This is a genomic window from Microbacterium sp. B35-04 (assembly GCF_010634885.1).
Classification (GTDB): Bacteria; Actinomycetota; Actinomycetes; order Actinomycetales; family Microbacteriaceae; genus Microbacterium.
Genome location: NZ_MWLP01000023.1, coordinates 18,998 through 37,014, shown reverse-complemented (window position 1 = coordinate 37,014; position 18,017 = coordinate 18,998). Strand labels below are relative to the sequence as shown.

Genomic DNA, 18,017 nt, shown 5'->3' with positions numbered 1-18,017 from the left:
CTGCAACGGTACGCGCGCAGCATCCATTCCGGTGAATGCAGTGCCGCGGCCTCGTCCCGCCGCGCACGTAACCGGGAAAGCCTTGTCGGCGCCTCGTGGTTGCCTGGACCTCAGAAGCGCACCGACGGAAGGACGAAGCATGGCACATCTCCTGGTGTTCGAATTCCCCTCGGCGGGGCCGTTCGGCGCGGAGGCGGTCGCCGCGTTCGGCGAACTGGCCGGCGACATCGCGGGTGAGAAGGGCCTCGTGTTCAAGGTCTGGACCGAGGATGCCGAGAGCGGCATCGCCGGCGGCGCCTACCTCTTCCAGACCAAGGAGGATGCCGATCGCTACCTCGCCTTCCACAGCGAGCGGCTGCGGGGCTACGGCGTGACGGACATCGAGGTGAGGAGCTACGGCGTCAACGACGGTCTGTCGGCGCTCACCGGCGTTCCGCCGCGTTGAGCGGCGCACGGGGTGCCGCGTCGTGTCAGTCCCGATGCACCACCTCGGCGAGCGCCCGCGTCAGCTCGGCGCGTGAGCCGATCCCCAGCTTCGTATAGGCCTTGCGCAGGTGGTATTCGACGGTCTTCGGGCTGAGGAACAGGGCGGCCGCAGCTTCGCGGGTCGTGCGGCCCTCTGCGAGCAGCACGCTGACCTGGAGTTCCTGCGGCGTGAGGTCCTCGACCGCGTTTCCCGACGTGGCGCGGACGTGTTCGCCGGTCGCGGTGAGCTCTGTCGCGGCGCGGTCGCGCCACACCGACGCCCCGAGCTCGGTGAAGTCGTCGAATGCCGCGCGCAGCTGAACGCGCGCGTCTTTCCGCCGACCCGACCGGCGAAGGCGCTCGCCGTACGCGAGGCGGGTGCGCGCCGTCTCGAACCGATCGAGCGTCTGCTCATGCCAGTCGAGCGCCGACGCGAACAAGTCGTCGGCATCGTCTTCGGCTGCGGCGATCCCCATCGCGCGGTCGCCCCGGGCGCAGGCCCACGGCTGCCCCTTCGCCGCGGCGCGCGTGCGGTACAGGGTCGCCGTCGCCAGCGCATCTTCGCGCCGCCCGATGCGCATGAGGGCGTCGCCGTACTCGGGACCGGGCCAGAGGTCGACATCGTCGAGCCCGAGGCGTGCGAGCAGCACGATGAGATCTGCGAAGAGCTCCGCCGCGATCCCCGGGCGACCCAACGAGAGCTCGAGGTCACCGAACGCGTGGCCCACCCAGGCCTCGCCCACGTGGATGTCGCGCGCCGCGCAGTGCGTCCGTGCCGCCTCACCATGGGCGCGGCACGCGTCCGCTCGGCCGGCACGGGAGTCGAGTCGCGCGAGCCCCGCCAGCGACATCGCGAGCTCTGTCGTCTGACCCGTTTCGGTGGCGAGCCGGATGGCCTCGGCGAAGTTCGCCTCTGCCCGCACCCAGGACGCGGACGTGGTGGCCTCGTCGACCGCGACGTGGAAGAGGAGCGCAGGCAGGGCTCCGATCCCGGCGGCGCCGCGCACCTCGTCGACGAGCTCCCGAAGCCGCACCCCGCTGGTGGCGTCGCGCAGGTACAGGGGCGCCAGCATGAGCCACGACAGGCGGCGAGGATCCCGCCCCAGCTCCGGATCGGTCTCGAGGAGCGGCACGGCGGCACGGATCTCGTCGGCTCCGCCGAGGCCTGCGAGCGTCTTCGCCATCCCGGAGGCCATCAATCCGAGTGCATGAGCACGCGTCGTCGTCACCTCAGGTCGGAGTCCGGCGATCCGATCGGCCAGCGCCGACGCAGTGCGCGCGTCTCCGAGGTAGTAGGTGGCGTGCACGGCGTCCGCCAGCGCGACGGTCGCTGCATCCGCCGATGCCGCGTGATCGGCCGCACGCAGCAGGATGTCGAGCGCCTCCCTCAGCGATCCGGTGCGCGCCGCCACCGACGCACGCAGTTCGATCTCTCGGACGTCGTCAGCAGCAGACCCGACCTCGACGCCGGCCGGGGCCTCGACGCGGCCGGCCACCTCCGAAACGGCGTCCCGCCCTCGCCGGTCCAGGAGCGAGACGGCGCGCTCGCCGTCGCCGGCTTCCCAGGCGGTGTCGGCGGCACGGAGCAGCCGTGCGGCGCGCGTGCCGGCTTCAGGAGTGAGACGTGCCGAGCGCTCGAACGCACCCGAGGCGACGGAGTACGCGGCCCGTGCGACGGCGTGGTCGCCGGCCTCGGCGAGGAGGCCGGCGATCGCGGCGTCGGGGTGCGAGGTCGCCTCCGACAGGTGCCAAGCCCGCCGGTCGACGTCGCCGGGTGACGCGGCTTCGGCGGCGGCGCGGTGCGCGGCACGGCGTTCATGTGCGGACGCCCCGGAGTACACGGCGGCGCGCAGCAGCGGATGCCGGAACCCGACGTGCCCGTCGCGCACCGCGATCAGGCCGGCGTCCTCCGCCGCGTCGAGTCGGGCCACGTCCACCCCGTGCGCTTCGCAGGCGTCGGTCACGAAGCGGAGGTCGGCGCCGCACACAGCGGCGACGAGGAGGGCTGAACGGCAGCCGGCATCCAGCGTCGACAGCCGCCTGCCGAACGCGTCTATGACCGCACGCGGCACCCGTAGGGGAAGCCCGGTGTCGAGGCTCTCGACCACACCGAGATCGGCGGCGCGCAGTTCGAGCATGGCGAGCGGGTTGCCTTCGGTGGCGCGGTGCAGCACGCGGACCCGTTCGTCGGCGACCGCGGCGCCGGGGGCATGCTGGAGGATCGTCCGCGCGGACTCGAGGTCGACACCGCCCAGTGTCAGCGTCCGAAGGCCGGCGACGAGCCCGTCTCCCTCTGGGCTCCGCGAGCCGAACAGCGCCACCACCGGGTCCGCGGCGAGCCGTCGGGCGGCGAAGACGAGGGCGCTCGACGAGGGCGCGTCGGCCAAGTGCAGATCGTCCACGACGACGGCGACCGGTCCATCCTCCGCGAACCGGCAGACCAGGCTCAGCACCGCCGCACCGATGGTGAATCGGTCGCGCCCGTCGGCTGGTCCTGACGCTCCCGGAAGCGCGAGCGCCGCCGCGAGGGCATCGGCCTGCGTCGAGGGGATGCCCCCGAGCGCCCCGAGCGCGGGTCGCAGCAGCTGCAGCAGCGTGGCGAAGGCGATCTCACGCTCGGACTCGAGCCCGGTCGCGCGCAGCACCTGCATGCCGTCCAGTTGCGAGACGGCGTCGTCGAGGAGTGCGGTCTTCCCCACGCCGGCCTCGCCGCGCACGGCGAGCACGCCGCTCGTCCCCAGACGCGCAGCCGCCCCGAGCCGAGCGATCTCCTGCTGCTCGGCCCGCCGACCCACCAGCATGGAGCCGAGTCTACGACCGCGGTCGGGACTAGGGGGGTCCCCGGATGCGGCGGCCGGCTCCGCATTCCTACCGTCGAGGTGACGGCGGATCACGCCGCACACCACCGACCGAAGGAGCCGCTGATGTCTCTCACCGCCCCACCCGCCCAGATCGACACCGACAAGCTGATGAGCTTCGTCTTCCGCGCCGTCGACGAGGTCGGCGCGACCCTCAACGCCGCACTCGTCGTGATGGGCGACAAGCTCGGGTACTACCGGGACCTCGCCGAGTACGGAGCGAGCACACCGGCCCAGCTTGCCGAGCGCACGCAGACCGCCGAGCCGTACGCGCGAGAGTGGCTCAACGCCCAGGCCGCGGGGGGCTACGTCACCTATGACCCGGCCACGAAGCGCTACACGCTGCCGCCTGAGCACGCGCTCGCGATGACCGACCCCGACAGTGCCGCGTTCCTTCCCGGGTTCTTTCAGATCGCGCTCGGCACGGTCCATGACACGCAGCACATCGTGGACGCCGCCCGCAGCGGCGCCGGCTACGGCTGGCACCAGCACGGCTCGGACGTCCACGTCGGCTGCGAGCGCTTCTTCCGCCCGAGCTATCACGCGAACCTCGTCGGGTCCTGGATCCCGGCGCTCGAGGGTGTCGAGGAGAAGCTCCGGACCGGCGCGCTCGTCGCCGATGTGGGCTGCGGGCACGGGGCATCCACGGTCCTGCTCGCGCAGGCCTTCCCCGACTCCACGTTCGTGGGCTCGGACTACCATGCCGAGTCCATCGAGACGGCGCGCGCCCGTGCCGCGGAGGCGGGCGTCGACAACGCGCGCTTCGAGGTCGCGTCCGCCCGGGAGTTCGGGGGCCGCGGCTACGACCTGGTCACGATGTTCGACTGCCTCCACGACATGGGCGATCCCGTCGGCGCCGCACGCAGGGTGCGCGAGGCGATCGCCGACGACGGCACCTGGATGATCGTTGAGCCGATGGCCGGCGACCACGTCGAAGACAATCTGAACCCGGTCGGCCGCGCCTACTACGGCTTCTCGACGCTGCTGTGCACGCCGTCCTCGCTCTCGCAGGACGTCGGTCTCGCCCTCGGCACACAGGCGGGACCGGCACGGATCCGCGACGTGACCTCGACGGCCGGGTTCACCCGGTTCCGCACGGTCGCCGAGACGCCGTTCAATCGCGTGATCGAGGCGCGGCCCTGACTCCGCGCGACGACAGGGGCAGACTGAGGGAATGGCCGCCATGGGCAACCGCCATACCTGGGTGCGGGCGCAGCGTCGTCCGCGCAGGGCACTGTTCCTGTCGTCCCCGATCGGGCTCGGCCACGCCCGCCGCGACGTCGCCATCGCGCAGGAGCTCCGGGCACTCCACCCCGATCTGCAGATCGACTGGCTGGCGCAGCATCCGGTCACGCGCGTGCTGGCGGATGCCGGGGAACCTGTGCACCCGGCATCCGCCCTCCTTGCCAACGAATCCGCCCACATCGAGGACGAGTCGGCCGACCATGATCTCCACGCCTTCCGGGCGATCCGGCGCATGGACGAGATCCTCGTGAACAACTTCATGGTCTTCAACGACGTCGTCGACGAGACCTACTACGACCTCGTGATCGGCGACGAGGCGTGGGACGTCGACTACTTCCTGCATGAGAACCCGGAGCTCAAGCGGTTCGCGTTCGCGTGGCTCACGGATTTCGTGGGATGGCTGCCGATGCCGAGCGGCGGGGATGCCGAAGCCGCGCTCACCGCCGACTACAACGCCGAGATGCTCGAGCAGCGGGCGCGTTACCGGCGGCTGCGCGACCGCTCGATCTTCGTCGGCAACCCCGACGACATCGTGGACGAGTCGTTCGGGCCAGGGCTCCCCGGCATCCGCGAATGGACGACGGCGCACTTCGACTTCGCGGGGTACATCACCGGCTTCGTGCCGCCGACCGACGAGGAGCGCGCCCGGACGCGCGCAAGGCTCGGCTACGGTCCCGATGATGTGCTGTGCGTAGTGACCGTCGGCGGTTCGGGTGTGGGCCGTGCACTGCTCGGCAGGGTCATGGATGCCGTGCCCCTCGCGCGCCGCCTGCTGCCGGCGCTGCGGTTCCTGGTCGTGACGGGTCCCCGGATCGATCCCGCGTCACTGCCGCGCAGGCAGGGCGTGCGGGTGCGCGGATTCGTCCCGGATCTCTATCGGGCGCTGGCCGCCTGCGACGTCGCGATCGTCCAGGGTGGGCTCACGACGTGCATGGAGCTGGCCGCGGCCCGGCGCCCCTTCCTCTTCGTGCCGCTCGAGAACCACTTCGAGCAGAACTTCCACGTGCGTCATCGGCTGGAGAACTACGGCGCCGGGCGTGGCATCCCTTATTCGGAAGCCAGCGATCCCGACGCGCTCGCCGCGGCACTCGTGGCCGAGGTCTCGCGCGACGTCTCGTATCGCCGCGTGGAGACCGATGGGGCGGCGCGCGCGGCCGCGATGCTGGCGGAGCTGATCTGATGCGCGCGCTCGAACCCACGACGAGCGGTTTCGTCGACCGCGACGGCATCGCCGTGCACTACGAGGTGTACGGCGACGGCGCGCCCACCGTGTATCTGCTCATGCCCGACGTGATCGTGCACAGCCGGGCGTGGAAGGCGCAGATCCCGTTCCTGGCGCGGCACTTCCGTGTGGTGGTGAGCGACCCGCCGGGCAACGGGCTGAGCGGCACGCCCACCTCGCCCGATCAGATGGACGATGGCGTGGTGATCGCCGGCCAGTGGGCCGTGCTGGATGCGATCGGCGCGGATCAGGCGGTGCTGGTCGGGGTGTGCACGGGCGCCGGGCACGCGCTGATCATGGCCGGCCAGCGTCCCGGGCGGGTGCTCGGGGCGTGCGCGATCAACCCGGGCGTGCGGCTGACGGAGCCGCTGCCGCACCGGATCGCGTTCGACTTCGACGCGCAGCGCGACTCGTATGAAGGCTGGCAGAAGCAGAACCGCCACTACTGGAAGCAGGACTGGGCCGACTGGTCGCAGTTCTTCTTCGGGCAGATGTTCCCTGAGCCGCACTCCACGAAGCAGGTAGAGGACTGCGTGGACTGGTCGATGGGGGCCGGCGCCGACATGCTGCTCCTCGAAGACGCATCGACGTATCTCGCCGCGGACATCCCTGCGTCGCGGGCGATCTGCGAGGCGGTCCGATGCCCGGTGCTGGTGATCACGGGGTCGCTCGACATGTGCCAGGACCCGCGGCGCGGGCCGATCGCCGCCGAGATCACCGGGGGCGACCTCGTCGTCATCGACGGCGGGGGACATCTGCCCCAGGCGCGCGACCCGGTGAAGGTCAATCTGCTGCTGCGGGAATTCATCACACGCCTGTGACCCCTCTGTCCGACTGCGGCCGGCCGAGCCTACGATGGCCAGACGAAAGATGACGCAGACGGATGCCGCGGCGAGAGGAGGCGCGTCATGGTCCAGGTTCGCGTGGCCGGCGTGGCGCTCGATGCCTCCGGGCAGCACGTCCTGCTGCTCAAGCCGGTCGATCAGATTCCGGGCGACGGGCTCGTGCTGCCGATCTGGATCGGGCAGCTCGAGGCGACCTCGATCCTGGTCGCCGTCGAGAATGCCGACGTTCCCCGCCCCCTCGCCCACGACCTGATGGGCCTGATGCTCACCGCGCTGGATGCCTCGGCGACGCGCGTCGAGGTGACCCGCATCGAGGACGGCACGTTCTTCGCCGAGATCACGCTGTCCACCGCGCTGGGCGACCGCATCGTCGATGCACGGCCGTCGGATGCGATCGCGCTCGCCTCGCGCGTGGGTGCGCCGATGTGGGTCGCGGACGAGGTGCTGGCCGAGGCCGGCGTGCCCGACGTGCTCACCGAGACCGACGCCTCGCAGCGTCTGGACGAGTTCAAGCGCTTCCTCGACGAGGTCGAACCCGAGGACTTCGAGAGCTGAGAAACCGTCGTCGCCCATGTATCTGGGGTGACGTGCCGTGCTCATCAGTGGGGTGGCCCGCGCCCGATGCGCCGGGCCCGACGACGGAGCCGGTCGATACCCTCCGTCGCGATCCGCTCACCGAAAGGCATCCCCATGTCCCTCAACGACCTCGCGATCGACGTCCCTCAGGCTGCGGCCGGAGCGGCGGCAGCCGAGTTGCGAGCCGCGCTCGGCGACCGGGTGCTGCTTCCCGGCGACGCCGGGTTCGACGCCGCGCGCACGCCCTGGAACACCGCCGTGGCGCAGCATCCGTTCGCCGTCGCGCTTCCGGCGTCGGCCGAGGACGTCATCGACATGGTGCACGCCGTGGCACTGTCGGGGCTGCGCATCGCGCCGCAGTCGACCGGTCACGGCGCCGGGGCGCTCGCCGGCACCGACCTGCGCCACACCGTGCTCGTCTCACTGCGGGAGCTGCGCGGCGTCGAGGTGGACGCCGCGGCGCGCACCGCGCGGGTGCTGGGCGGCTCGCTCTGGAACGACGTGCTCGAGGCGGCCGCGCCGCTCGGGCTGACCGCACCGCACGGGAGCGCCGGCGACGTGTCGGTCGTCGGCTACATGCTCAGCGGCGGTCTGTCGTTCTACGCCCGGGCGCACGGTCTCGCCGTCAACGCGGTGCGCGCCGTCGAGGTCGTGACGGCCGACGGCACGCTGGTGCGGGCGAGCGAGGACGAGCACCCCGACCTCTTCTGGGCGCTGCGCGGTGGCTCCGGCGCCTTCGGCGTCGTGGTCGCCATGGAGATCGACCTGCTTCCGATCGCCGAGATCTTCGCCGGCATGCTGCTGTGGGATGCCGCGCGGGCCGCCGAGGTGTCCCGTGCGTGGGCGGAGTGGACGAAGTCCGCACCCGAGACCGCGACGACGACCCTCCGCATCCTGAACCTGCCGCCGCTGCCTGACCTCCCGCCGTTCCTCTCAGGACGCTCGGTGGTCGTGATCGACGGTGCCATCGAAGAGACGGATGCCGCGGCATCCGCTCTGCTCGAGCCGCTGCGTGCGCTGCAGCCCGAGATCGACACGTTCGCGCGCATTCCCGCGCCCGCGCTGGTCGGCGTGCACATGGACCCGCCCGAGCCGACGCCGTCGGCCAACCACCACGCGATGCTCGGCGACCTCCCCGACGCAGCCGTCGAGGCATTCGTCGCTGCGGCGGCGACGCCCGGCATCTTCGTGCAGGAGCTGCGACACCTCGGCGGCGCCGCGGCCCGTCGCCCGGTCGGCGGCGGCGCGATCGCGTCGCTGGCGGGCGATTACCTGGTGCACGCCGTCTCGATGGTGCCGGTTGCGGAGGCGCTTCCCGCCGCCACGGCTGCGGTCCACGCGGGCGTCGCGGCGCTCGAGCCGTGGCGCATCGATGCCCTGGCGCTGACGTTCATCGAGGGGCCGGACGCTGACCGCTCGGCCGCCTTCGGCCCAGCATGGGCGCGCTTGCGTCAGCTCAAGCTCGCGTACGACCCGGCGAACCTGTTCACGGCCGCCCGCCCGGTCTGACCCGGGGCCCGCTGTGGAGCGGAGCGGCTCAGGCCGCTCCGCTCCGCACAGCGGCCGCGACATCCGCCGGCGAACCCTGCCACGGCGCGCCGTGGCCGGGAAGGACCCACGACGCCGACACGCCGGCGAGGCGGTCGAGAGACGCCGATGCCTCGTCGGGGTCGTCGGTGAACGGGGCGGCTTGCATGCCTTCACGACCCGTCAGAACGTGGCGGGTGGTGAGCGCGTCGCCGACGAAGACGGCGTCGACGAGGGGCACGTGGACGGCGATGCTGCCAGGGGAGTGCCCCGGCATCCCGATGACCACCGGGGACCCCGGCAGGTCGAGCACGTCGCCGTCGTGGACTTCGACGACCTCCGACACGTAGGTCGTCGGCATGGCGCGCTTGCGCAGCGCGTAGGCGAAGAAGCCGACAGTCGGGCCGAACTTCATCGGGCCGGCGGAGACCTTGGGCTTCTCGCCGGTGCGGGCCCGCTCGGCGTCGGCCTCGTGCACGTAGACGGGCACGCCGTGGTCGCGGCGCAGGCGCTCGGCGAACCCGATGTGGTCGCTGTCGCCATGGGTCAGGACCACGCCCTTCACGTCGTCGGGCGACAGGCCCAGACCGTCGAGCTCGCGCACCAGGTCCTTCCAGTGACCGGGAAGACCGGCGTCGACGACGGTGACCCCGTCGTCGGTGACGACGAGATAGGCGGCGACGATGTCGTTGCCGATGCGGTGCAGGTGGGGTGCGAGCTTCATGGCGCATCTTTCGGGAGTGAGGGTCCGGGTAGGCATGGCTACGATAGTTAGCTATGATGGCTATTGTCAATAGCCGATGGAAGGATGCCGCATGCCGACGCCGGTACGCACGTCATATGCCGAGATCGTCGCCACCGGGCGCGACATCCTGGAGGAGTCCGGACCCGCGGGGCTCACCATGCAGCGGGTCGCGGAGAAGGTCGGTGTGCGTGCGCCGTCGCTGTACAAGCGGGTCCGCGACCGTGACGCTCTCGTCGAGGCCGTCGCCGGCGCCACCGTCGAGGATCTGACACGCCGGCTCGAGGCATCCGATCGGTCCCTCGAAGGTCTCGCGCGCACCTACCGGGCGCTCGCGCACGAACGCCCCGAGGGCTTCCGCCTGATCTTCGCTGCGGCGGCGCCGCAGCAGCTGGTCGATCGCGCGGGTCTCATCATGGTGGACACTGCCGCCGGGGTCGCGGGGGAGGCGCACGCGCTCGACGCCGCACGCCTCGTCACGGCGTGGGCTACGGGCTTCATCCACATGGAGCTCGCCGGGGCGTTCCGCCTCGGCGGCGACGTCGACGCGGCCTTCGAGTACGGCCTCGCAGCGCTGCGGCGGGGGCTCGGCGGCTGACGGACCGGACTGTCAGCCGTGCGCGACGACCGGCTCGGGAACCGCGACCGGGAAGAGCACGCGGACGACGCCCCATCCCACGGCAGCGCCGAGAAGCTGTGCGGCGATGAACGGCAGAGCCGAGGCCGGGGCGATGCCCGCGAACGTGTCGCTGAACATGCGACCGACGGTGATGGCGGGGTTTGCGAAGCTCGTGGATGACGTGAAGAAGTACGCGGCACCGATGTAGGCGCCGACCGCCGGTGCCGCGAGCTGACCGCGGCCGGTGCGCACCAGAGCGAAGATCACGACGATCAGCCCCGCTGTCGCGACCGCCTCGGCGAGGAGGAGGTGCCATCCGGAGCGGTCGGTCGTGCTCCAGGCGACCGCGGGCTCCGCGAACATCAGGTTCGCCAGAACGGCGCCGGCGATGCATCCCAGCACCTGACTGGGCAGGTAGACGGCCGCTGTCGACCAGCTGCGGCGATGGAGGAGGATGTCCACGACCGTCACGACGGGATTGAAGTGGGCGCCGGAGACGGAGGCGAACACGAGGATCAGCACCATGAGCCCGAGTGCCGTCGCGAACGCGTTCTCGAAGAGCTGTAGTCCGACATCGCCGGGCGACAGCCGCTGTGCGGCGATGCCCGATCCGACGACGACCGCGGCCAGCCCCGCGCTGCCGAGGAACTCGCCCAGGGCGGCGCGCGCAGTGCCGCTCACGACGCGACGAGGAGCTGCGAGATGCGGTCGAGGGCGCCGGGCACGAGCTTGAAGTACGCCCAGGTGCCGCGCTTGCTGCGTGTCAGGAAGCCGGCGGTGGTGAGGATCTTGAGGTGGTGCGAGACCGTCGGCTGGCTGAGGCCGACGGGCTCGATCAGGTCGCACACGCAGGCTTCGGAGTCTTCGGAGGCGGCCACGATCGACAGCAGACGCAGTCGTGCGGGGTCGGCCAGTGCTTTCATGGTCGTAGCCAGTTGCTCCGCCTCCGCCGCGGTCAGTGGTTCGCGCACCAGAGGTGTGCAGCAGGCCGCGGCGGTGACATCGGTCACCTCGAGCGTCGTGGTCATATATCGAGGGTAGTCGATATTGACAGGTGTCGATAGATGGGCTCACAATCAGTATCGACGTTCATCGATATCCGTTGGAGGATGCTGTGACTCTGCTTGATCTGACACCTCGCGTGGTCGAACCCGATCGGCTTTCGACGCTTCCCGTCGCCATCATCGGCGCCGGCCCGATCGGCCTGGCGGCCGCCGCGAACCTCGTCGAACGCGGCATCGACTTCGTGGTCTTCGAAGCGGGCGCGGAGGCCGCGGCCAGTGTGCGTGCGTGGGGGCACACCCGCCTCTTCTCGCCCTGGAAGCACCTGGTGGATCCGGCATCCCGTCGCCTGCTGGAAAGGAGCGGGTGGGAGCTCACCGATCCGGAGCGCGCTCCGAGTGGCGCCGAGCTGGTCGAGAAGTACGTGGCGCCCCTGTCCGAGGTCGACGAGATCGCCGCGCGTGTGCGCCTCGGCGTCGAGGTGATCGGTGTCACGCGTGAAAGCATGGACCGCACGCGGACGCGATCGCGCGCGGCCACTCCGTTCTCCGTGCGCATCCGCACCGGGGACGGCGAGGTCGAAGACGTTCCCGCCCGCGCCGTCATCGACGCCTCCGGAACCTATCTCTCGCCCAACTCGCTCTCGTCGAGCGGGCTGGAGCTGCTCGGCATGACCGAGATCACGGATGCCGTCACCCCGGCGCTGCCTGACGTCCTCGGGCGGGACCGCGCCACGTTCGCGGGCCGCCACACGACGGTCGTCGGTGCCGGTCACTCCGCCGCCAACACCCTCCTCGCGCTCGTCGAACTCGCCCGGGAGGAACCCGGCACCACCATCACGTGGGTGATCCGCAACGCGCAAGCGGTCCGCGTGTCGTCCTCCGCCGATGACGAGCTCGCAGACCGCGCGCGCCTGGGCAGCAGAGTCGATCGGGCCGTCGCGGACGGCCGGATCACCGTGCTCGACGGCTTCGAGATCATCCGCGGCCGTCGCGCCGCGGGTGGCGTCGAGCTGGTGGGGCACCGCCACGGCGAGGTCGTTGTCCACGCCACCGACGTGGTGGTCAACGCCACGGGATTCCGCCCGAACCTCGACATCCTTCGGGAGATCCGGCTGGATCTCGACGAGATCGTCGAGGCGCCCCGACGGCTCGCGCCGCTCATCGATCCGAACGTCCATTCGTGCGGGACTGTCGAGCCGCATGGCTTCCGCGAGCTGACCCACCCCGAGCAGGGGTTCTTCATCGTCGGCATGAAGTCCTACGGCCGTGCGCCGACCTTCCTGCTGGCGACGGGTTACGAGCAGGTGCGCTCAGTGACCGCCTGGCTGGCGGGCGACACGGCATCCGCCTCGAACGTGGAGCTGGTCCTCCCTGCGACAGGCGTCTGCTCGACCGACGCCGGCAACGGGGGTGGATGCTGTTGATGATCGGTGTGCGCGAGATGACGCCGGCGGATTGGCCGGCAGTCGAGGCGATCTACGCACAGGGGATCCAGGACGGCGAGGCGACGTTCGAGACGGCTACGCCGGCGTGGGAGGCGTTCGATGCGGGCAGGCTTCCCGACCTGCGGTTCGTGTCCGTCGATGCGGACGGCATCGTGCTGGGCTGGATCGCGGGTTCGGCGGTCTCGTCGCGTCCGGCGTATCGCGGCGTGGTGGAGCACTCGGTGTACATCGACCGCGGTGCGCGCGGCCGGGGCATCGGCCGGATCCTGCTGGACGCGTTCATCGCCGCCGCCGAAGCGGCGGGCGTCTGGACGATCCAGTCGAGCATCTTCCCCGAGAACGGCGCGAGCCTGCGCCTTCATGAGGTCACCGGATTCCGGGTCGTCGGCCGACGCGAGCGGATCGCCCGTTCCGGAGCCGGCCCGCACGCCGGTGCGTGGCGGGACACGCTGCTCATCGAGCGTCGGAGCGCTGCGGTCGAGAGCGAGTGACGATGGATGACGCGGCGATGCGTCGCTACCCCAGCGGGCACGGACGCGGGCGATCGAACGCTCGTGCCTCGTTTCGCCGATTCCGCGCACGGGCGTAGCCTCGGCTCATGATCGAGGCCGGAGGTGGCATGGATCCCGCACACGCCGCCGCCGAGCAGTGACCATGAAGATCGCCATGCTCGGACCGATCGCGTGGCGCACGCCGCCGCGCCACTACGGGCCGTGGGAACGGGTCACCAGCCTCTTGACCGAGGGGCTGGTGCGCAGGGGCGTCGACGTCACACTGTTCGCGACCGCCGACTCCGAGACGTCGGCGACGCTCGACTTCGTGGCACCGCACGGCTACGCCGAGGATCCGCAGATGGATGGCCGGGTGTGGGAGGCGCTGCATGTCGCCCGTGCGATGGAGCGGTCCGCCGAGTTCGACATCGTCCACAACCAGCTCGATTGGCTGCCGCTCGCGTTCGGTGCGCAGTGGGCGGCGCCGATGGTGACGACGATCCACGGCTTCTCGGGAGCGGCGATCCTGCCCGCGTACGAACGGTCGGCATCCGCCTTCGTCTCGATCTCGGATGCCGACCGCTCGCCGGCCCTCGAATACGTCGCGACGGTCCACCACGGCATCGACATGGCCGAACTCGACAGCTCGGCGTCGACCGGCGACGACCTCGTCGTCTTCGGGCGCATACACCCCGACAAGGGCATCGCCGACGCGATCGAGATCGCCGCACGCGCTGGGCGTCGGCTGGTGATCTGCGGGATCGTGCAGGATGCCGCGTACTTCGCGCAGCGGATCGAGCCCCACGTCGACGGCGACAGCGTCGTGTACCGCGGATCGGTGGGCCCGGACGAGCGGGCAGACGTGCTCACTTCTGCCGCGGTGCTGCTGCATCCCATCCACTTCGACGAGCCGTTCGGGCTGTCGGTCGTGGAGGCCATGGCGTGCGGGACGCCCGTCGTGGCGTACCGGCGCGGATCCATGCCCGAGGTCATCGATGAAGGCGTCACCGGCTTCGTCGTCGACGATGTGACCGCGGCCGCCGACCGCGTCGCCGCTGCGGCGGCGCTCGATCGGCGCGCCGTCCGCGCGAGGGCCCGCGAGCGGTTCGACGTCGAGCGAATGGTGGACGGCTACCTCGAGGTCTACGACAGGGTCCTCGCTTCGCCCCGGAGTCCCACATGAGGGTGGTGTAGGGTGCGAACCAAAGCGCGGCCATGTTCACCGGTCGCGTAAACCGGACCGCGGCGACGCTGGCGTAGTTCCACGAGGGATGCCGTCGGCAGACGTCTCGAGTCCTCGGGGTCGATCGACACCGGGCCGATAGAGATGGTCATCATGACCCGATTCGGTTTCCTCTCCACCTATCCGCCCACCCGCTGCGGTCTGGCCACGTTCACCGAGGCTCTGGCCGGTGCGCTCGCTGTGGGCGAGCCGCACACGCCCACGATCGTTCGAGTGCTCGACGTCATGGACAGCCGTCGGGGTGCTGAAGAGATCGGCCGGATCCCGAGCACGGTCGAGCTGGTTGCACGCAATCGGGTGACCATGCGCGCGGCCGTCCGTGCGCTCGATGAGTGCGACGTCGCGATCGTCCAGCATGAGTACGGGATCTACGGCGGCCCGGACGGCGACGAGATCATCCCGTTGCTCCGGTCGCTGAACACACCGGCGATCGTCGTGCTGCACACGGTGCTCACCGCACCGACCGCCCATCAGCGGGTCGTCCTCGACACGGTGTGCAAGCTGGCCGCGATCGTCGTCGTGATGACCGACAACGCCAGTGAGATCCTGATGCGCACCTACAGTGTCAAGCGATCCAAGGTCCGCGTCATCCCGCACGGCGTGCCGGTGTCACGTGGGGCCCATGTGACGAAGGACGGCGGGCCGAAGCGCGTCCTCACGTGGGGGCTCCTCTCGCCCGGCAAGGGGATCGAGTGGGGCATCCGCGCCTCGGCCAGGTTGCAGGATGCCGGCGCCCCGGTGGAGTACGTCATCGCCGGTCAGACACACCCCAAGGTGCTCGCCCGTGAGGGCGAGCGCTACCGCGAAACGCTGCAGCGGCTGATCGACGAACTCGACCTCACCGACGTCGTCACACTCGACGACCGTTACCTCGACGACGCCCAGCTCGCCGAGCACGTCGCCCGAGCCGACGTCGTCCTGCTGCCTTACGACTCGCGTGACCAGGCGACGTCCGGCGTGCTGATCGAGGCCGTGGCTGCGGGAGTGCCCGTCGTGGCGACAGGCTTCCCGCACGCCGTCGAGCTGCTGAGCAGGGGAGCGGGCATGATCGCCCGGCATCAGGACCCGCAGTCGATGGCAGAGGCCCTCCGAACGATCCTCGGGGCGGAAGCGACGGCGCGGCAGATGCACGACGCTGCGCTGCGCGACACGCAGGATGCCTCGTGGCCGGCGGTTGCCGAGCAGTACCGCGCACTGGCCGACCGTATGGTGGCGATCGCGGCATGACCGGTCACGACAGCCACCGCGACGCGTCCGGCGCGCCGACCTTCGCCCACCTCCTGGCCATGTCGGACGGTCACGGCCTCTTCGAGCACGCGCTCCTGGATGAGCCCCGCCGGAATCACGGCTACTGCGTCGACGATGTCGCTCGCGCTCTCGTCGTTCTGCTGCGTGAGCCGGAGCGCACCCCGGAACTGGAGCGGCTGGTCAGCACGTATCTCCGATTCCTGGAGGCCTCAGTCGACGTCGACGGCCGGGTGCACAACCGCATGGATGCCGGTGGCACGTGGACAGACGATGCCGGGCTCGGCGATTGGTGGGGTCGCGCGGTGCGCGCGCTCGGCGCGGCATCCGTCGATCTTCCGACTGCCTCCGATCGCTCGCGCGCCCGGATCGCGTTCCACCGCGCCGCGTCCTCGAGATCACCGCACGGGCGGGCGATGGCGTTCGCGACTCTGGGAGCGGTGGACGTGCTCAGCGCCGACCCCGACGATCTCTCCGCTCGCGCCTTGCTGCTGGACGGGGTCGCTTCGATCGGAGTCCCGTCCGACCCCCGCTGGCCCTGGCCCGAGCAGCGCCTGCGCTACGCCAATGCGGCGCTCCCCGAGGCCCTCCTCGCCGGGGGTGCGGCCATGGACGACCCTCGGGTTGTGGCTCGCGGACTCGCGATGCTGCGGTTCCTGCTCTCTGTGGAGACACGTGACGGCCACCTGTCGGTCACGGGTGTCGGAGGCCGCGGCCCCGCGCAGAGGTCGGTGCAGTTCGATCAGCAGCCCATCGAGGTGGCGGCCATCGCGGATGCGTGCGCCCGTGCCTTCGACCTCACCGCGGACCCTTCGTGGCGGGACGGAGTCGCGGCGGCGTGGGCGTGGTTCACGGGCGACAACGACGCCCTCACGCCCATGATCGATCGAGAGTCGGGAGCGGGCTTCGACGGGCTGGAAGCAAGAGGGCGCAACGAGAACCGAGGGGCGGAATCCACACTCGCGGCCCTCGGCACGTACCAGCAGGCGGCGCGCCTCGGGGTGCTGGAACGGGTGGCGCCGTGACGATCCGCGAGCATCCTGCGGGCCTCGATCACGATCCGGCCCGTGTCGTGGCACGGTTCTTCCTCCCGGGCGAGGGACTGCGCTCGTCGCACTCGCGCGTCGCGCAGATCATCGCTCGAGTGCTCGCGGGACCGGCCGCCCTGACGGAGCGGATGGCGGCCGACGTCGTCCGGGAGCTCTCGGCCAGGCACGCTGGTGTCGCAGAACTCCTGGCCGCGAATGCTCGAGCTGTCGCCAGCCGCATCGTGGGCCACGCGGCTCTGACGGATGCTCAGGGAGCCGTGCTGGGGGCCGCCTTCACGGCGGAGTATGCCGTCGAAGGGGCGGCGCTCTGCAACCCCAGCGCCGTTGAGCATCCCTCGCAGGACGGGCTCGGTCCGAACGAACTGCGGGTGGCCATCGCCTTGCGCTGCATCGGAGAAGGGCACGTCTCGTCCATCGGGTTCGCCGAAGCAGTGATCGATGCCGATGGTGGCTGGACGTTCGAGGAACGCTCGACGCCCCTGACGCTTCCCCACGTGCGGGCCGCCGAGTGGTCGCGACAGCACTTCGGCCGCGCGCTCGAGCATGAAGGCCACCTCACCGACCTGGCCAGCGCGGTGCTCAGCAATCTTCCCGAAAGGTTCAGCGTGGCCGAGCTGGAGTACGCCCTCCTCGAGCTTCCGGACCAGCTCTCGACCCGTCCCGACAGTCGCTGGCCGACGCAGGCGATGCGCGACATGGCGGCGTCCGCATACCGGGCCGATTTCCCGTCCGCCACGCCGCTGAGCGGACGGATGCTCCTGCCCGTCGATGCCGAGGAGAACCGCGGCATGGAAGACGCGCGGTTCGTTCGCTTCACCGGTGCCGACGGCGTCACCGGCTATCGCGCGACCTACACGGCGTACGACGGACGCGACATCGCGCCTCGCCTGATCACATCGCCGGATCTCGGCGAGTTCACCATCCACCGCCTGACCGGCAGTGGAGCCCACAACAAGGGGATGGCGCTCTTCCCCCGCCTCGTCGGGGGCCTCCACCTCGCCCTCAGCCGCACCGACGGTGAGAACATCTCCCTCGCGACGTCGGTCGACGGCGTCATCTGGGACGATGCCGGCATCATCCATCGACCTACCGAGCTGTGGGAGCTCGTCCAGCTCGGAAACTGCGGAGCGCCGATCGAGACCGAGAGCGGATGGCTTGTCCTCACACACGGCGTAGGGCCGTTGCGCACCTACTCGCTCGGAGCGATCCTGCTCGACCTCGATGACCCGTCTCTGGTGGTGGGACGGCTGCGCGAACCGCTCCTGCAGCCGGCCCGAATGCTGCGGGACGGGTACGTCCCGCGGGTCGTGTACTCGTGCGGCGCCATCGCACATCGGGGAACGCTGTGGATTCCCGTGGGCGTCGGGGACGACCGCATCCGGGTCTTCTCGGTCGGGATCGATGAAGTGATCGCCTCCCTCCGTCCGTAAGCGCCTCCACG

The 18,017-nt window shown here is 70.7% G+C and carries 17 protein-coding genes; 13 read left to right on the top strand and 4 right to left on the bottom strand.

The window, feature by feature from the left end; translation table 11 throughout:
- Positions 1–139: 139 nt before the first annotated feature.
- On the top strand, positions 140–445 hold the full coding sequence (locus B1729_RS06855; protein WP_163619220.1) for a YdhR family protein: 306 nt from the start codon (positions 140–142) through the stop codon (positions 443–445).
- A gap of 25 nt (positions 446–470) precedes the next feature.
- Here the strand turns inward: B1729_RS06855 and B1729_RS06850 are convergent, their stop codons facing one another.
- On the bottom strand, positions 471–3,266 hold the full coding sequence (locus tag B1729_RS06850; RefSeq protein ID WP_163631481.1) for a helix-turn-helix transcriptional regulator: 2,796 nt from the start codon (positions 3,264–3,266) through the stop codon (positions 471–473).
- A gap of 123 nt (positions 3,267–3,389) precedes the next feature.
- Here B1729_RS06850 and B1729_RS06845 point away from each other — a divergent pair, with 123 nt between their 5' ends.
- The 5 genes from B1729_RS06845 (at position 3,390) to B1729_RS06825 (ending at position 8,720) form a co-directional block, all read left to right on the top strand.
- Positions 3,390–4,466, top strand: a complete 1,077-nt coding sequence (locus B1729_RS06845; protein WP_163631478.1) for a class I SAM-dependent methyltransferase — start codon at positions 3,390–3,392, stop codon at positions 4,464–4,466.
- Between the two features lie 31 nt (positions 4,467–4,497).
- Positions 4,498–5,748 carry a glycosyltransferase gene (locus tag B1729_RS06840; RefSeq protein ID WP_163631476.1) on the top strand — a complete coding sequence of 417 codons (1,251 nt, stop codon included), beginning with the start codon at positions 4,498–4,500 and terminating at the stop codon, positions 5,746–5,748.
- Positions 5,748–6,611 (top strand): alpha/beta hydrolase, encoded by an 864-nt coding sequence (locus B1729_RS06835; protein ID WP_163619228.1) that lies wholly within the window; start codon positions 5,748–5,750, stop codon positions 6,609–6,611. Before B1729_RS06840 ends, B1729_RS06835 begins: the two co-directional genes overlap by 1 nt.
- An 87-nt stretch (positions 6,612–6,698) precedes the next feature.
- Complete coding sequence (locus B1729_RS06830; RefSeq protein WP_163619229.1) at positions 6,699–7,190, top strand: bifunctional nuclease family protein; 492 nt, start codon at positions 6,699–6,701, stop codon at positions 7,188–7,190.
- 135 nt (positions 7,191–7,325) lie between these two features.
- Positions 7,326–8,720: an FAD-binding oxidoreductase gene (locus tag B1729_RS06825; RefSeq protein WP_163631473.1), complete on the top strand. Its 1,395-nt coding sequence runs from the start codon at positions 7,326–7,328 to the stop codon at positions 8,718–8,720.
- A gap of 28 nt (positions 8,721–8,748) precedes the next feature.
- Here the strand turns inward: B1729_RS06825 and B1729_RS06820 are convergent, their stop codons facing one another.
- A complete protein-coding gene (locus B1729_RS06820; protein WP_163619232.1) occupies positions 8,749–9,462 on the bottom strand; it encodes an MBL fold metallo-hydrolase in 714 nt (237 codons plus the stop codon).
- A gap of 91 nt (positions 9,463–9,553) precedes the next feature.
- On the opposite strand from B1729_RS06820, the gene B1729_RS06815 reads away from it, so the two are divergent.
- On the top strand, positions 9,554–10,078 hold the full coding sequence (locus B1729_RS06815) for a TetR-like C-terminal domain-containing protein (protein WP_163631470.1): 525 nt from the start codon (positions 9,554–9,556) through the stop codon (positions 10,076–10,078).
- Between the two features lie 12 nt (positions 10,079–10,090).
- Here the strand turns inward: B1729_RS06815 and B1729_RS06810 are convergent, their stop codons facing one another.
- Complete coding sequence (locus B1729_RS06810; protein WP_163619236.1) at positions 10,091–10,780, bottom strand: MIP/aquaporin family protein; 690 nt, start codon at positions 10,778–10,780, stop codon at positions 10,091–10,093.
- Positions 10,777–11,127 carry a metalloregulator ArsR/SmtB family transcription factor gene (locus B1729_RS06805; protein WP_163619237.1) on the bottom strand — a complete coding sequence of 117 codons (351 nt, stop codon included), beginning with the start codon at positions 11,125–11,127 and terminating at the stop codon, positions 10,777–10,779. Before B1729_RS06805 ends, B1729_RS06810 begins: the two co-directional genes overlap by 4 nt.
- A gap of 86 nt (positions 11,128–11,213) precedes the next feature.
- Here B1729_RS06805 and B1729_RS06800 point away from each other — a divergent pair, with 86 nt between their 5' ends.
- The 6 genes from B1729_RS06800 (at position 11,214) to B1729_RS06775 (ending at position 18,006) form a co-directional block, all read left to right on the top strand.
- Positions 11,214–12,527, top strand: coding sequence for an NAD(P)-binding domain-containing protein (locus B1729_RS06800; protein WP_163631467.1), 1,314 nt, complete (start codon positions 11,214–11,216; stop codon positions 12,525–12,527).
- Positions 12,527–13,039 carry a GNAT family N-acetyltransferase gene (locus tag B1729_RS06795; RefSeq protein ID WP_204318882.1) on the top strand — a complete coding sequence of 171 codons (513 nt, stop codon included), beginning with the start codon at positions 12,527–12,529 and terminating at the stop codon, positions 13,037–13,039. The genes B1729_RS06800 and B1729_RS06795 overlap by 1 nt, the downstream gene beginning before the upstream one ends.
- A gap of 163 nt (positions 13,040–13,202) precedes the next feature.
- On the top strand, positions 13,203–14,222 hold the full coding sequence (locus B1729_RS06790; protein WP_163631464.1) for a glycosyltransferase family 4 protein: 1,020 nt from the start codon (positions 13,203–13,205) through the stop codon (positions 14,220–14,222).
- A 153-nt stretch (positions 14,223–14,375) separates the two neighbouring features.
- Complete coding sequence (locus B1729_RS06785) at positions 14,376–15,509, top strand: glycosyltransferase (RefSeq protein WP_204260146.1); 1,134 nt, start codon at positions 14,376–14,378, stop codon at positions 15,507–15,509.
- Positions 15,506–16,552: a glycosyltransferase gene (locus B1729_RS06780; protein ID WP_163631461.1), complete on the top strand. Its 1,047-nt coding sequence runs from the start codon at positions 15,506–15,508 to the stop codon at positions 16,550–16,552. Before B1729_RS06785 ends, B1729_RS06780 begins: the two co-directional genes overlap by 4 nt.
- Positions 16,549–18,006 (top strand): glycosylase, encoded by a 1,458-nt coding sequence (locus tag B1729_RS06775; RefSeq protein ID WP_204318879.1) that lies wholly within the window; start codon positions 16,549–16,551, stop codon positions 18,004–18,006. The genes B1729_RS06780 and B1729_RS06775 overlap by 4 nt, the downstream gene beginning before the upstream one ends.
- Positions 18,007–18,017: the final 11 nt, after the last annotated feature.

Excerpts from the sequence above, each read along its gene's own strand:
- B1729_RS06855 (WP_163619220.1), top strand. The coding sequence starts at position 140 with ATGGCACATCTCCTGGTGTTCGAATTCCCCTCGGCGGGGCCGTTCGGC.
- B1729_RS06850 (WP_163631481.1), bottom strand. The coding sequence starts at position 3,266 with ATGCTGGTGGGTCGGCGGGCCGAGCAGCAGGAGATCGCTCGGCTCGGG.
- B1729_RS06845 (WP_163631478.1), top strand. The coding sequence starts at position 3,390 with ATGTCTCTCACCGCCCCACCCGCCCAGATCGACACCGACAAGCTGATG.
- B1729_RS06840 (WP_163631476.1), top strand. The coding sequence starts at position 4,498 with ATGGCCGCCATGGGCAACCGCCATACCTGGGTGCGGGCGCAGCGTCGT.
- B1729_RS06835 (WP_163619228.1), top strand. The coding sequence starts at position 5,748 with ATGCGCGCGCTCGAACCCACGACGAGCGGTTTCGTCGACCGCGACGGC.
- B1729_RS06830 (WP_163619229.1), top strand. The coding sequence starts at position 6,699 with ATGGTCCAGGTTCGCGTGGCCGGCGTGGCGCTCGATGCCTCCGGGCAG.
- B1729_RS06825 (WP_163631473.1), top strand. The coding sequence starts at position 7,326 with ATGTCCCTCAACGACCTCGCGATCGACGTCCCTCAGGCTGCGGCCGGA.
- B1729_RS06820 (WP_163619232.1), bottom strand. The coding sequence starts at position 9,462 with ATGAAGCTCGCACCCCACCTGCACCGCATCGGCAACGACATCGTCGCC.
- B1729_RS06815 (WP_163631470.1), top strand. The coding sequence starts at position 9,554 with ATGCCGACGCCGGTACGCACGTCATATGCCGAGATCGTCGCCACCGGG.
- B1729_RS06805 (WP_163619237.1), bottom strand. The coding sequence starts at position 11,127 with ATGACCACGACGCTCGAGGTGACCGATGTCACCGCCGCGGCCTGCTGC.
- B1729_RS06795 (WP_204318882.1), top strand. The coding sequence starts at position 12,527 with ATGATCGGTGTGCGCGAGATGACGCCGGCGGATTGGCCGGCAGTCGAG.
- B1729_RS06790 (WP_163631464.1), top strand. The coding sequence starts at position 13,203 with ATGAAGATCGCCATGCTCGGACCGATCGCGTGGCGCACGCCGCCGCGC.
- B1729_RS06785 (WP_204260146.1), top strand. The coding sequence starts at position 14,376 with ATGACCCGATTCGGTTTCCTCTCCACCTATCCGCCCACCCGCTGCGGT.
- B1729_RS06780 (WP_163631461.1), top strand. The coding sequence starts at position 15,506 with ATGACCGGTCACGACAGCCACCGCGACGCGTCCGGCGCGCCGACCTTC.